Origin of the sequence: Ferribacterium limneticum (assembly GCF_020510625.1) — a bacterium.
GTDB classification, from domain to species: domain Bacteria; phylum Pseudomonadota; class Gammaproteobacteria; order Burkholderiales; family Rhodocyclaceae; genus Azonexus; species Azonexus limneticus_A.
In genome coordinates this window covers 1298461-1312417 of sequence record NZ_CP075191.1, presented here as the reverse complement: position 1 = coordinate 1312417, position 13957 = coordinate 1298461, and the positions used below count along the sequence as shown (strand labels likewise).

Annotated in this window: 13 protein-coding genes, 2 tRNA genes and 1 pseudogene; 8 read left to right on the top strand and 8 right to left on the bottom strand. The window is 59.6% G+C overall.

Annotated features, from left to right (window positions below):
• Window positions 1-14: 14 nt before the first annotated feature.
• The 3 genes from KI617_RS06330 to KI617_RS06320 all read right to left on the bottom strand — a co-directional run bounded on the left by KI617_RS06330 (window position 15) and on the right by KI617_RS06320 (window position 2793).
• Window positions 15-335, bottom strand: coding sequence for a hypothetical protein (locus KI617_RS06330; protein ID WP_226451164.1), 321 nt, complete (start codon window positions 333-335; stop codon window positions 15-17).
• Between the two features lie 68 nt (window positions 336-403).
• Complete coding sequence (locus KI617_RS06325) at window positions 404-1540, bottom strand: GGDEF domain-containing protein (RefSeq protein WP_226451163.1); 1137 nt, start codon at window positions 1538-1540, stop codon at window positions 404-406.
• 329 nt (window positions 1541-1869) lie between these two features.
• Window positions 1870-2793 carry a THxN family PEP-CTERM protein gene (locus KI617_RS06320; protein WP_226451162.1) on the bottom strand — a complete coding sequence of 308 codons (924 nt, stop codon included), beginning with the start codon at window positions 2791-2793 and terminating at the stop codon, window positions 1870-1872.
• 476 nt (window positions 2794-3269) lie between these two features.
• Here KI617_RS06320 and KI617_RS06315 point away from each other — a divergent pair, with 476 nt between their 5' ends.
• The 3 genes and pseudogenes from KI617_RS06315 to KI617_RS20515 all read left to right on the top strand — a co-directional run.
• On the top strand, window positions 3270-3962 hold the full coding sequence (locus KI617_RS06315; RefSeq protein WP_226451161.1) for a DUF599 domain-containing protein: 693 nt from the start codon (window positions 3270-3272) through the stop codon (window positions 3960-3962).
• Between the two features lie 3 nt (window positions 3963-3965).
• Window positions 3966-4853 (top strand): EamA family transporter RarD, encoded by an 888-nt coding sequence (rarD, locus tag KI617_RS06310; protein ID WP_226451160.1) that lies wholly within the window; start codon window positions 3966-3968, stop codon window positions 4851-4853.
• Window positions 4854-4926: 73 nt separating this feature from the next.
• A pseudogene (locus KI617_RS20515) lies at window positions 4927-4974 on the top strand (hypothetical protein); the annotation flags it as partial.
• A gap of 22 nt (window positions 4975-4996) precedes the next feature.
• Here KI617_RS20515 and KI617_RS06300 read toward each other — a convergent pair.
• Entirely contained in the window at window positions 4997-5287 is a 291-nt protein-coding gene (locus KI617_RS06300; RefSeq protein WP_226451159.1) for a hypothetical protein, read from the bottom strand.
• Between the two features lie 18 nt (window positions 5288-5305).
• Here KI617_RS06300 and KI617_RS06295 point away from each other — a divergent pair, with 18 nt between their 5' ends.
• Window positions 5306-6649, top strand: a complete 1344-nt coding sequence (locus tag KI617_RS06295) for a fused MFS/spermidine synthase (RefSeq protein WP_226451158.1) — start codon at window positions 5306-5308, stop codon at window positions 6647-6649.
• Between the two features lie 128 nt (window positions 6650-6777).
• On the opposite strand, the gene rlmB is transcribed toward KI617_RS06295, so the two are convergent.
• Together rlmB and KI617_RS06285 are read right to left on the bottom strand one after the other, a co-directional pair.
• A complete protein-coding gene (gene rlmB / locus KI617_RS06290) occupies window positions 6778-7509 on the bottom strand; it encodes a 23S rRNA (guanosine(2251)-2'-O)-methyltransferase RlmB (RefSeq protein WP_226451157.1) in 732 nt (243 codons plus the stop codon).
• A 91-nt stretch (window positions 7510-7600) separates the two neighbouring features.
• Window positions 7601-8164 carry a bacteriohemerythrin gene (locus KI617_RS06285; RefSeq protein ID WP_226451156.1) on the bottom strand — a complete coding sequence of 188 codons (564 nt, stop codon included), beginning with the start codon at window positions 8162-8164 and terminating at the stop codon, window positions 7601-7603.
• A 195-nt stretch (window positions 8165-8359) separates the two neighbouring features.
• Here KI617_RS06285 and KI617_RS06280 point away from each other — a divergent pair, with 195 nt between their 5' ends.
• Entirely contained in the window at window positions 8360-9151 is a 792-nt protein-coding gene (locus KI617_RS06280) for an HDOD domain-containing protein (protein WP_226451155.1), read from the top strand.
• Between the two features lie 15 nt (window positions 9152-9166).
• Here KI617_RS06280 and rnr read toward each other — a convergent pair whose 3' ends face one another.
• Window positions 9167-11635, bottom strand: coding sequence for a ribonuclease R (rnr, locus tag KI617_RS06275; RefSeq protein ID WP_226451154.1), 2469 nt, complete (start codon window positions 11633-11635; stop codon window positions 9167-9169).
• Window positions 11636-11675: 40 nt separating this feature from the next.
• Here rnr and KI617_RS06270 point away from each other — a divergent pair.
• The 3 genes from KI617_RS06270 (at window position 11676) to KI617_RS06260 (ending at window position 12594) form a co-directional block, all read left to right on the top strand.
• A tRNA-Leu gene (locus KI617_RS06270) sits at window positions 11676-11760 on the top strand.
• A gap of 171 nt (window positions 11761-11931) precedes the next feature.
• Window positions 11932-12016: transfer RNA gene (locus KI617_RS06265), tRNA-Leu, on the top strand.
• A gap of 227 nt (window positions 12017-12243) precedes the next feature.
• Window positions 12244-12594: a hypothetical protein gene (locus KI617_RS06260; RefSeq protein ID WP_226451153.1), complete on the top strand. Its 351-nt coding sequence runs from the start codon at window positions 12244-12246 to the stop codon at window positions 12592-12594.
• 55 nt (window positions 12595-12649) lie between these two features.
• Here KI617_RS06260 and KI617_RS06255 read toward each other — a convergent pair whose 3' ends face one another.
• A complete protein-coding gene (locus KI617_RS06255) occupies window positions 12650-13957 on the bottom strand; it encodes an adenylosuccinate synthase (protein ID WP_226451152.1) in 1308 nt (435 codons plus the stop codon).

Here is a 13957-nt window from a genome sequence, read left to right as displayed (position 1 = left end):
CCAACCGCCCGGAATCAGGCCGTTTCGTGCGCTGCGCCATCCTTGCTCTGGCTGCCCAGCGTCAGCTCGGTGTTTTCGCTGAGCGCGAAGAAGAAGGCTTCAACGGCTTTCGGTTCGCCCGAGGCGGCAAAGGTGGTGTGGCCACAGTCGCACTGGCCGACCCAGATCGCATCGATACCGCGCAGACCGCGGGTGCTGACCGGATGAATGGCCGTCACATCGGCTTTGCAGCTGTTGCAGACCAGCTTTTCCGGGCGTGTCGCCTCGATTTTCTCTTGAGCCTGAGCCTGAGCCACACGCTGTGCCAGCGTGCCGCGGTTTTTAGCTTGTCCCATGTCAGTTCCCCACAATTTTCAAAGGCTGGCAGGATACAGGAGTTTTTCCCCTCGGCGTTGCGATGGACTCAGTCCCCGGCGAAGCAGAATCGCCGCTTGCCCTCGGCCTTGGCTTGATACATGGCCAGATCGGCGCAGCGAATAATCGCCTCGGGCGTCGCCGGCCCGCCGTCGCAGGGAAACAGGCAAATGCCGATGCTGGCGCTGAGCGCCTGGTCATCCGGCAAGCCGGGTACCGGCTGTTCGATCAGGGAGATCAACTTTTCGGCCAGATGGGCGGCGCTATCGCAGGAACCGATGTCGTGAACAAGCAGAAAGAATTCATCCCCGCCGAGCCGGGAAACGGTATCGGTCTCGCGCATCGACAAGGCCAGGCGCCTTGCCACCTCACGCAAGGCGATGTCTCCGCGGTCATGTCCGAGCTGATCATTGACATCCTTGAAGCCATCGAGATCGACAAAAAACCCGGCATGGAGCGCCGAATCACGGCGGGCCAGGGCCAGGGCCTGATTGATCCGGTCGTCGAGCAATTCACGGTTGGGCAGGCCGGTCAGCCGGTCATGCAGGGAACGATCAAGGTGAAGCTGCCGTTCGTCTTCGAGTTGCAATTCGCGCAGGAAAAGCCGGCGCCCCTGGTACTCAGCCAGGTAACCGGCCGCACCGCCGATCAGGTTGGCAGAAACGATAAAGAAGTTCTGGCTGAGCAACATCGCTTCAGGGAACTGCCGCAGATACCCAAATAGAATGTTGTAGAGCAACAGGACCAGGACATTGACCACCAGGGCCTGGATGAAACGCGCCCCGATCAGGTTGTAGGTGTAGAACGTTGCCAGCATCAAGCCCGGGTAATAGTAGTTGCTGCTGGCAACGGGCAAATGCCAGAGCATGCCGATCAGCCCCAACGCTGCGGTAAATCCGACCAGCGAGAGCGGCAACTGGTTGGTTTTTTCGAACCACGGAGAATAGGTAAATGCCAGCACGCCGACCGGAACCAGCAGGGCCAGCACGCGAATCATCCAGACCTGCCCGATCTGCTCAGGAAGAATGAACAGATGCTCCAGTGCCGCATACGAAACATAGACGACGATGCCCACAATGATCGCCGCCCGGCCTTGCAGGCGAAGGCGAGGCAGCCGATGCCGGGCAAAGGCGCGCTCCGTCGCGGAGTCATGAAAGCTGAGCGTCAGCGGGTGCATCCTGTTCATCTTCAACGCGCCTTGAAGGAACTTCACTCTGAGGGGAGCGGGAGCGCTATCAAAGAGTGCTCCTCGGTTATGACCAATAGCATAGACCCTGTCGCCGTGGGCGATAAGGTTTTTTTCCGATGCACTTCTCGAATCTTGCCTTCCAGCCGTTTCAGGCCGCTTGGCCAATCCGTAGTTTCGGGGCTTCCAGATTCGCAGATACCCACGACACCCTTGCCGTTCAGCTAACTCTTACCTTGCCGAGCGCACCCAAGAAAAAGCCTCCTGGTGTATCCAGGAGGCTTCTCAGCCCCGCTTCCGGCATCAAGGGGCAAGCGGGATGATGCGCATTAGCCCTTGCGGAGGGCGCGACGGCTCAAACCCAAAGCAAACAGTGCAACACCGATGACGGCCGGCATTGACGGTTCGGGAACCGTGATCGGCACGGAGGTAATGGCAAATCCGAACTGAACCTGATTGATTTGCCCCTCATTGGTGATGAAGCCCTGGCAGAGATTGTGTCGGGTAGTTGCCAAAGTGGAATAGCCATCAGCAAAGCCCAGCGCAGCACATTGCCCGTCATTCAGCCAATAAATCGGAATTGACGACTCGCTACGCGGGTCGAACACGATCACACTGGCGTAGTACTGCTCGTCCTTACCATCACCGTAGTCGGCATCGTCACCATAGCTGAACGGCAGATTGAAATTCGGGGTTCCCTGGAATCCGAATAGATCGCCGCAAATCGTGCTGCTACCTGCGTTGCCGCCAGGACATGGCGTGCCATTGAGCGTCTCGATGAAGTGGAACGAAAAATCCAGCGTCGGCGCATCGACAGAAACCGACGATGAAGAAGGAAGAAGTGGCGTGAGCGTCAAGGTGTCATGGACGATGCCACCCGTCAGCGTGCCGTAGTCACCGCTGATCGCGTTGTTCCAGTGCGTGAAGATATCGCCCTTTACGGCCACGCCATCGGTGGAAACGCTACCTGTCGCAGCAGCCCCGTTGTAAAGACCATTTGCTCCCACTCCGTTACCGATGGTGAGATAGCTTCTATCGACTCCGCTTGACGGAGTGGTTGCACTCACCGAGCCGTTTCCCCAGGAGAGGACTGCGGGACTGTTATAAGTTGTCCCATCCGATCCAGAAGAAAAGGAAGCAGAAGTGAACGATGCCAGCGTTGAATAGGACCATTCGGTCACGACAGTGGCCTGAGCGGTCAGGCTTGTTCCAGCCAGAGCAAGCGCAATGGCCAGCTTATTTAGGTTGCTCATGATTACCCCCTGTAACAATAAATTAGTGATGACACCACCTATTACTTAGGTAACAGAAATCACGCATCGAACGTGCCAGAAAAAATTAAACTCGATTGATCAGGCACTTGAAGAAATGGTCTTGGATCCAATAACAGTCAATGTAAAGAACATCGACACTCACTGGATCAAGTTGCCAGCGCAGCGAAGATGCGGGCTCTTTGCTCGCCACCGGCTGCCGTGCATTGGGTGGCTGGGTCCAATCAGACACAAACTCGATGCCCCCTGAGGGCCAATAATTGGTTTCAGCAGTAAATACCCGGTGCAGCCAGCTGAATTTTTATGGCTTCGCTGCTCCGTCCCGAGCACGCAGGCGTCCTTTCCAGGCCACCTTCAGCTGGTCGAGCGCCATCCCATGGGCGCGGGCAACGCCCCCCCATGCATGGCGAGGTTCTTCCCCAATATCCGAAGCGCAGGCTCTATGGCAATATGCGGGAATGCATGCCCTGCCCCACCTTAGCGCTGTCGATTGGCTGTCACTGGCGGTGTTCTTCGCCTGCTGGGCCGGTTATGCCTGGTATTCGGAACACAGCCAGTGGGGTGCCAATGGCCTGATCCGCACCACCCAGCAATTTCGCCTGCAATGGGCCTACCGCATGCTCGAACGCGACGTGCGGGTGACCGATTCGACGCTGATCGGCAATCTGGTGACCAGCGTTTCGTTCTACGCCAACACCACCATCTACATCATCGCCGGCCTGGTGGCGGCCCTCGGCGCCTCCGACAAGCTGGTCAGCTTCACCGCCGACCTGCCCTTCGGCAATACCGGTAACCGCGAGCTGCTCGAAATCAAACTGATGCTGGTACTGGCCAGTTTCGTTTATGCCTATTTCAAGTTCACCTGGTCGCTGCGCCAGTTCAACCTGCTCTCCATCCTGGTTGGCGGCGCCCCCTTCGGCAAGGCTGGCGAGCCCGGCATCGACGTCTATGCTCAGCGTGTCGCCGGGGCCAACAACCTGGCCGGCGACGACTTCAACCGAGGCATCCGCGCCTATTACTTCGGGCTGGCCGCCTCGGGCTGGCTACTCAATTCGATGGCGCTGAGCCTGTTGTCGATCGTTGTGCTGGTCGTGCTCTTCCGGCGCGATTACCGGTCGCCGGCCTTGCATATCCTGCGCGATCCGGCCTGAGGCATGAACGCCAAGCTCCCGCTGGCCGGGATCGGCTACGGCCTGCTTGCCTACGTCATCTGGGGCTTCTTCCCGCTTTTCTTCCGGCAGCTCGGCCATGTTTCGCCGATGGACATCCTGTCCAACCGCACGCTATGGGCCTTCGTCTTCGTCGTCATTCTGCTCACCCTGCGGCAACGCTGGGACAAGGTCGTCGGCCTGTTCGCCACACCGCACCACATCATCCGCCTGAGCGTCGCCGCCCTGCTGCTCGGCAGCAACTGGCTCGGCTTTCTGTGGGCCGTCGATCACCAGCAGGTCGTCGCCTCCAGCCTCGGCTATTTCCTGACCCCGCTGGTCAACGTGCTGCTCGGCCTGCTCGTTCTCAAGGAACGCCTGTCACGCCGGGAATGGCTGGCGATCGGCCTGGCTATGGTCGCTGTTGGCAACGAACTGGTCGCCCTCGGCAGCCTGCCGTGGATCTCGCTGTTCCTGGCCGCCACCTTCGGCTGCTATGGCCTGTTGCGCAAGCAGGTGCCGGTCGATGCCATTTCCGGGCTGTGCCTCGAAACGCTCGCCATGCTGCCCATCTGCCTGGCCTATGCAGCGTGGCAGGGCTGGCACGGCCATGCGGTCTTCACGCTGGCCGGCGACACGACCACCCTGCTGCTGATCGCCTCCGGCCTTCTCACCGCCCTGCCGCTGATGGCCTTTGCCGCAGCAACGCAGCGCCTCGACCTGGCCATGGTCGGCATGCTGATGTACATCAATCCGACCATGCAATTCGTAACGGCCGTCTATCTGTTCGGCGAGCCGTTGCAGCCAGCCCGTCTGGTCAGCTTCGCGCTGATCTGGATCGGCCTGCTGATCTTCACCAGCGCCAGCTGGTTGCGCTTCGGTCAGCGAGCCTGAGGCGCGGTAGCCTGGCAAACGCCGCCCCGCTTTCGCTCCCCTATCGATTCCCGACCTGATTCTGCTTGCCATCATGATGCCCCGGATGGACGGCCAAGAAGCAGTCCGGCGGATTCGCCGGATGGCGCATTACGCCAGCACCCCTATCGTCGCCCTGACCGCCAACGCCTTCGACGAAGACCGGCCTGCGCGCCACCCTCGGCAAGCCGGAACTGCTGCTTGAACTGCTGAAGCTGTTCGTCAGTTCGCACCAGGATGCCCCGGAGAAACTGCGCCACAGCCTGGGCAGCGGCGATCAAAAAGGCGCCCGCCTGCGTCTCGAAGTGGATGACTACGATTTTGCCACCGCGCTGGCCACCCTCGACGCAATCCTCGAAAACCAGCCCGCCCTGCGCGCCATCGAGTGATTTGGCGGCAGGACAGGCAGCCGCCATCTGGCCGATAATGCGCGGATGTCACGCCTGCTCATCTACGCCATCGTCTTCATCGAAGGCTTCTGTTCGCTCGGTGCCGAAGTCATCGCCCTGCGCCGCCTTGTCCCGCATGTCGGCAGTTCGATCATCATCACGGCGCCGACCATCGGCTTCTTCCTGCTCGCGCTGGCCCTTGGTTACGCCTCGGGAGCCCGGGTCGCCGCCGATTACAAACGAATCGTCGCCCGCAACTTCCTGATTTCTGCCGCCCTGGCCGGACTCGGACTGGCCGGCCTCAGTGTCGACTGGATGTTTGCCCATCTCCAGCCCGTGTTGGTTGCCTACCTTTTCTTCATCGGCGGCGTGCTTTGCCCGCTCGCCTGGCTGCTTGGCCAGACCGTGCCCATCCTGACCAACCTGATGCAGGCCGAACGCACTGGCGAAGCCAGCGGCATGGCACTCTATTGGTCGACGCTCGGTTCCTTCCTCGGCTCGCTGACGCTGTCGCTGATCGTCATGCAATGGCTGAGCGTATCGGCCGCCGTCTTCGCCTGCACGCTGGGGCTGGTCATTGGCGCGCTGCTGCTGGCCGGACGGAATCTCAAGTTTGCCCTGCTCGCTTTCACTATCGTCGCCGTCGCCGCCGGCTTCAATGGCCAGCACACCGTGACGGCGGACACGGCCTACGCCGAATACATCGTCGGCCCGGCCGAACTGGCCGGCCAGAAAGATCCGCGGGCCTTCATGGTCAACAAGTCGCTCGCCTCATTGATCGACGACAGCGAGCCTCCCAACTACACCCGCTACATCAGACACCTGCGCCAGATCCTGCTCGACGATCTCGGCTTCAAGGGCAAGGAAATCCTCGTCCTCGGTGCCGGCGGCTTCACGCTGTCGCATCGTGAGCCGCTGAATCGCTACACCTATGTCGATATCGACCCGGCCATCCGTGACATCGCCGAAAAGCATTTCCTGAAAGAGCCGTCCCGCGGCGAATTCATCGTCGATGATGCCCGCCGCTTTATCGCCACCAGCGAGCGTCGCTTCGATGCCGTCGTCGTCGACGTTTACAGTTCGCACACCTCGATCCCCAGTCACCTGGTCACTCGCGAATTCTGGGCCGGCACGCGCCGCGTGCTGAAACCGGAGGGTGTGCTGCTCGCCAACCTGATCCTCGATGGCAAGCTGGAAACGCCCTACGCCCGTAATCTGCTGAGCACCATCGAAAGCGTGTTCGGGCGTTGCGCGGTCGACGTGCTGCACAAGGCAAAAGCACTGGCCAATGTCGAAGTCAGCTGTTTTGCCAGCAGCCAGCCGGCTGCCAGCGGGATCTATGTCGACGAGAAAAACCGCGCCGACCTCGATCTGGCGCGCTCCCGCTGACCCTGACATTTTTTGGGTGGGCGCACCACCCAGTTTGAACGCGAGAAAAACCCGGGCCACAGAAGATCACTGCGGCAATCGGGGCAAGCGGCTGCCGCCCCAAGCTTGGCCTACAGCAAAAGCCTGAGTTACCCCAGGCGCCGACGCGCCTCGAACAAACAGACGCCAGCCGCCACAGACACATTCAGGCTTTCGACGGTGCCAAACATGGGAATCTTGACCAGCTGGTCGCAGTTTTCGCGAGTCAGGCGGCGCATGCCCTCGCCTTCGGCCCCCATCACCCAGGCAGTCGCTTTTGGCCACTCGGCGGCATAGAGATCGCTCTCGGCCTCGCCCGCCGTACCGATCACCCAGATCTCGCGTTCCTGCAGTTCGCGCAAGGTACGAGCGAGATTGGTCACCATCACGTAAGGGATCGTTTCTGCCGCACCGCATGCCGTCTTGGCCGCGACATCGGTCAAGCCGACAGCCCGATCCTTGGGCGCGATCACCGCATGCACCCCGGCCGCGTCAGCAACGCGCAGGCAGGCACCGAGATTACGCGGATCGGTAATGCCATCGAGCACCAGCAGGAAAGCCGGCTCTTCGAGCGTATCGAGCACATCATCGAGATGCGCCACCTTGCGGCCGCCTTCGATGCGCGCAATCACTCCCTGATGACTGGCGCCCGGCGCCATGCCGTCGAGGCGCTTGCCATCGCTGGCCACCACGTTGATACCCTGCAACTCGGCATGACTGAGCAGATCACGAGCGCGCGCATCCTGGCGCGTGGCATCGATCAGGATTTCCTTGACCGAGCCCGGATCGTGACGAAGTTTGGCGGTGATGGCGTGAAAACCGTAGATCAGGCGGGAAGACATGACTGCTTTCGTGATTCAGGATGGAGGATTCTAACGTGCCGGCGAACAGCGCCGGAAACCGGCCATGACCGGGCAAGCCTGCGAAAAAGACTCAAAACCCCTGGATCAGGGAGTCCTCGCGGGAAATCCAGCGGGACAACAGGAGATCATGCAAGGCAATGTGATTGGTGATCCAGCGGGACAACAATGCGTCGAGCTCACGGATCCGCGAGACGATATGCAATGAATCAAGCGACGAGACGATTTCCTGCACCTTGGCGGCAATCTCGGCATGATCTTCCATGTGCGCCTGGCAGACATCGCGATCGACCATGATCATCAGCGAATCACGCATGATGCTTTCCTCGGTCTTGAAATGATCGAGAATGAAGGCAAAAACGTCACCGAGCATGCCAATCAGCTGGCTCTCACAAGCCTCCCGGATGCCACGCCCGCAAGCCTTGCAATTCACAAGTGCTTCGTGATCAATGCACACCCTGCGCAGATTCGCGATGGCGGAAACCAGAAATCGATGCTCGAAATCGATCAGCTTGTGACCGGTAACCAGTTCCGGAGGCAACTCTCCGGTCATCAGCCAATGGGCGGCAATACCGGACAATGCATCGGCGGACTCATCCCTGTGAATCGGGATTGAAGCCATCCGCTGTGTCGTCATTGCCACTCCAAGGTAGTAGTAGCCCGCATTTTATTACGATTTTGTTGAACTGAACGACGCATATTCATTTCTGAGTGATACTGACGTTAAAGAAGTATCAACTCAGTTCCAGGAAAAAATTTGCTGTCCGACCATCAAAAACGCTGGGGTGTCGATCAATGGGCAGCTCACCTGAGTAGCCGCGAACTCCCTTGCATGCCACGCTCCAAAGCCATGTTGCTGGCCCTGGAAGCCTGCCAGGGCGAACAGCTGGCCGCCCGGGAACTCGCCGACATCGCGGCCGGCGACCCCTTCCTCTGCCTGCGCGTACTGCGCGAGGCTGAAAACCGGCGCGTCCAACGCCTGGGACATGAAACCACCACGCCGCTTGCCGCAGTGATGCAAATCGGTACGGACACCTTTCGCAAGCTGCTGCTCAACAGCCAGGAAACCGATGAAACCAACATCGGCCTCGCGAGTTGTGAAGCCAGCGCCTATCTGGCCCGACACCTTGCCCTGCGTTGGGGATCGGCCCGAGCCGACATTTCCCCGGACGAAGTCGCCATGGCCGCCTTGCTCTCGGAACTGGGCGAACTGCTGCTCTGGCTGTTTGCCCACGAACTGCCTGAAGCCGCCCAGGCAGCCCTACACTCCGGTCGTGCTTCACGCTCCGCTCAGGCCCAGCTAGATACCTGCGGCTTCCGTTTCAAGGATCTGACGCTGAAGTGCGCCACGATCTGGCATCTGCCCTCGCTACTCACCCAGCTGATTCGCGGCGTCGACAACCCGCGGGCCAATCTCTCCCGCCTTTGCGTCGATACCGCACGACATCTGGCTTCGGGCGGCCCAGACGATCCTGCCTTGCCGTCGGATATTGCCGAAGCCAAGCACATCATCCCCGGCGCCTCGCTGGAGTGGCTGGCCGAGCAATTGCCCGGCCTCGATGCAACACAGGTTGCAAACATCGCCCTCAAGGCAGGCGATCTGCTCGATCCCACCCACCATTGAGGACGAATGCTGCGGTTAGCGCCGCTTGGCAGCCGCTTTTCGCGGTGGCTTGGCGACGCCTGCCTTGGCCTTGGCAGAAGACGGCTTCTTTCCTGCCGGCTTGGCCGAGGTATTTGCCGCCTTGACCGGAGCCTTGACCGGAGCCTTGGCAGGCCTCTTGGCAGGCGCCTTGGCTGATGCTACAGGCGACCGTGCAGATTTGGCCGGTTCCCTTGCCGGCACTTTGACCTGAACCTTGGCCAGAGACGGCTTGCCGCCCACCTTGACGGCTGGCTTGCCGGCCGGTCTTCTGCCCCGAACCGCATTGTCATCCCCGGCTAGCACAAAATCGATCCGGTTCGACTCAAGATCGGCCCGCACCAGCCTGACCTTCACCCGGTCGCCGAGGCGGAACCGCTGCCCGGTCCGCTCACCAAGCATCTGGTGCTTGATGTTGTCGAACTGGAAGTAATCGGAACCCAGCTCTGAGACATGCACCAAGCCTTCGATATAGATGGTATCGAGCGCCACGAAGAAACCAAAGGCCGTTACCGCCGAAATCGTCCCCTCGAACTCTTCGCCGATGCGCTCCTTCATGAAGAAGCACTTCAGCCAGTTTTCGACATCGCGCGTCGCCTCGTCAGCCCGCCGCTCGGTCGACGAACATTGCAGGCCAATGTCGTCCCACTCGCGTGACGGCACATATTTCTCGCCGGCCAGCACCGCCTTGATGGCGCGATGCACCAGCAGATCGGGATAGCGCCGGATCGGCGAGGTGAAGTGGGTGTAGTGATCATAGGCCAGCCCGAAATGGCCGACGTTATCGGGGCTATACATCGCCTGCCGGAGCGAACGCAACATCACCGTCTGCAATAGCTGGAAATCCGGACGCTGCTTGACCTTTTCAAGCAGGATGCCGTAATCCTTGGCCCGAGGTTCATCCCCCCCGCCAAGGGCGAGTCCGAATTCGCCAAGGAAGGCGCGGAGATTCTTCAACTTGTCTTCGGACGGCGATTCATGGATGCGATAGAGACAAGTCTGCTTGTGCTCGGCCAGGAAATCCGAAGCGCAGACGTTCGCGGCCAGCATGCATTCCTCGATGATGCGATGGGCGTCGTTGCGCACCACCGGCACGATGTTCTCGATCTTGCCCTGCTCATTGAACAGCATCTGGGTTTCGGTCGTTTCGAAATCGATGGCCCCCCGCTGACCGCGTGCCTTATGCAAAGCGCCGAAGAGCTTATAGAGATTCTGTACGTGCGGCAGAACGCTGAGATGACCCTCGGTTTCCGGCTTTTTCTCGCCGGAAAGCCACGACCAGACGAGGTTGTAGGTCAATCGCGCATGCGAGCGGAAAACTGCAGGGTAAAAACGGTATTTGCCAATCTTGCCGCTCGCACTGATCTCCATGTCGCAGACCATGGCCATCCGCTCGACATCCGGGTTCAGCGAGCAGATGCCGTTCGACAGCTTCTCCGGCAGCATCGGAATCACCCGACGCGGGAAATAGACCGAGTTACCGCGCTCCAGGGCCTCCTTATCGAGTGCCATGCCAGGCTTGACGTAGTGCGACACGTCGGCAATCGCCACCACCAGCCGCCAGCCGCGCCCCCTCTTCTTGCAGAACACAGCATCGTCGAAATCGCGCGCCGTTTCACCGTCAATGGTGACCAAGGGCAACTCGCGCAAATCCTCCCGGCCAGCGAAATCGGCTTTCTTGACCTTGTCCGGCAGCGCCTTGTTCTCGTCGAGCGCAGCCTTCGAAAACTCGAAGGGCAAATCGTGCTTGCGCAGCGCAATCTCGATTTCCATGCCCGGATCGGCATAGTTACCCAGCGTCTCGATAATCTGCCCGATGGGTTTGGAGTACTTGCTCGGCTGCTCGATGATCTCGACCATCACCACCTGGCCCGACTCCGGCTTGAACTTCGCTTTCTTCTCGGGCGGCACCAGAATATCCTGCGAAATACGCTTGTTTTCGGGCACCACGAAGACGACACCGTGCTCGACGAACACCCGGCCAACGACCCGGGTATTGACCCGCTCGGTCACCTCGACAATGCCGCCTTCCGGGCGCCCCTTGCGGTCGATACCGGTCACCCGGACCAATGCCCGGTCACCATGCAACACTTTGCCCATCTGGTGCTGGTCGAGGAAGATATCCGCGCTGCCATCATCCGGAACCAGAAAACCGTAACCATCCGGATGTCCCTGTACCCGTCCCGGCGTCAGACTGGCCCGCTCGGGCAGGATGTAGGCCCCTTTGCGGTTGCGTAACAACTGACCTTCACGCTCCATGGCGCCAAGCCGGCGCTGGAACATCTCGCGTTCACTGCTGGTGATATCGAGCAATTCAATCAACTCGGCAAACTCAAGCGGCCGCCCCTCATCAGTCAGCACCTGCGATACATATTCACGTGACGGCAAAGGGAATTCGTAGCGGGCTAATTCACGCTCGAAAAAGGGGTCGGCTCGTCGGATTTTGGACAGCTTCTTTCTTGACATTTACTTTATTTCCTCTAAAATTCGCACTCTTCGCACCTGTGCCCAGGTGGCGGAATTGGTAGACGCACTAGTTTCAGGTACTAGCGGGTAACTCCGTGGGGGTTCGAGTCCCTTTCTGGGCACCAAAGATTCGGATCAGAGGCTTCGAGCAATCGAAGCCTTTTTTCTTTTCGGCATCCGCCGAACGACTGCGCGAATTGTCTCACAGCGCCAAGAAAAAGCCCGAATGTAATCTCGGCACAAAAACTATTTACAGCTGCCGGAATTCATGTAAAATGCGCGCTCTTCGCACCTGTGCCCAGGTGGCGGAATTGGTAGACGCACTAGTTTCAGGTACTAGCGGGTAACTCCGTGGGGGTTCGAGTCCCTTCCTGGGCACCAGCGATTTTGATAGAAGGCCTTGTTCAAACAAGGCCTTTTTTCATTTCTACAGCCAGATTTGTCTGCCGCTCAAGATAGCCATCTGCCAAACGCTGCACCTGCCTTTCAGGCAGCCCACGGCTAGCCCGCTGCAACAATTGCTAACACTTGCGTACACACCACAGGTAATCGCTTGCGCAGGGCAATGCGTTATTCGGCTTGTCCAAACGACAAACACGAGTCGAACCATGAAAAAGTTTTCCGCCCTCTGCATCGCCGCACTCCTGGCCCTGAGCACCACCACTTCGGCCCAGGCTGACTGGGGCCGCCATGGCGGCCACCATCACCGCGGGCATCAGCATCACCGCGGTGGTTCCGGCTGGGTTGGCCCGGCAGCTGTGCTGGCCATCACCGGCTTGGCCGTTGGCGCCGCTGTCGCTTCGCAGAGTTACTACGCCCCAGCCCCTGTCTATAGCCCCCCGCCCCGCCCAATGCCACAACCTGGCTACGGCACCTGGTATTACTGCGGATCTTCCGGCCAGTACTATCCGTACACCAATGCCTGCCCGGAAGGCTGGCAGGCCGTACCTGCACGCTGAAATGGAGAACGGGCCCATTGGGCCCGTTCTCTTTTCTTACCTGCGTCGCTGCGGATTAATTGAAGGGATGCTGCTTGAGAATGGTCTCATCGCGCTCCGGACCGGTCGACACGATGGCGATCGGCACTTCACACAGTTGCTCCAGGCGATTCAGGTAGGCTTGCGCCGCTACCGGGAGATCCTCCCAGCGCTTGACGCGGAAGGTTGTCCCCTCCCAGCCCGGCATGGTTTCATAGATAGGCACACAACGTGCAACATCATCAGCGCCGATCGGCAGCAGATCAACGATCTTGTCACCAAGCTGGTAGCCTGTGCAGATCTTGATTTCCTTCAAACCGTCCAGAACATCGAGCTTGGTGATGCACAAACCGGTCAGGCCGTTGATACGGGCGGAGCGGCGCAGCAAAGCTGCATCGAACCAGCCACAGCGGCGCTTGCGACCAGTAACGGTGCCAAATTCCTTGCCAACGCTGAACATCTGGTGACCTGGCGTACCTTCGGTATCGATATCCAGTTCGCTCGGGAACGGTCCGCCACCCACGCGCGTACAGTAGGCCTTGGTAATTCCCAGAACGTAGTGAAGCATTCCCGGGCCGATACCGGCGCCAGCAGCGGCCTGACCAGCCACGCAGTTGGATGAGGTCACAAACGGGTAGGTGCCGTGGTCGATGTCGAGCAACGTTCCCTGGGCACCCTCGAACAGCATGTTGTGGCCAGCTTTGTTGGCGTCATACAGCGCAGCTGACACATCGACGACCATTGGACGGATCACTTCGGCATCGGCCATCGCCTGATCGTAGACCGTCTGGAAATCGACGGCCTCAGCCTTGAAATACTGGGTCAGCACGAAGTTGTGATATTCGAGAACTTCCTTCAGCTTTTCGGCAAAGCGCTCCGGGTGGAACAGATCATAGACGCGCAGACCGCGGCGGGAAACCTTGTCCTCGTAGGTCGGACCAATACCCTTGCCGGTCGTGCCAATTTTCTTGTCGCCGGCTTTGGCCGCCTCGCGCGCCTTGTCGATGGCCGAGTGATAAGGCAGGATGAGCGGGCATCCCGGGCTGATTTTCAGGCGGGAACGGACATCGATACCGCCCTTCTCCAGTTCGGCAATTTCAGAAATCAGGTGATGGATATCGAGCACGACACCGTTGCCGATATAGCACTCGACACCATCACGCACGATGCCGGAGGGCACCAGATTCAGCTTGTAGACATTTTCACCGACGACCAGCGTATGGCCGGCGTTATGGCCGCCCTGGAAACGAACCACGCCTTTGGCGTGATCGGTCAGCCAGTCGACGATCTTGCCCTTACCTTCGTCGCCCCACTGGGTGCCCACCACGATGACATTCTTGGCCAT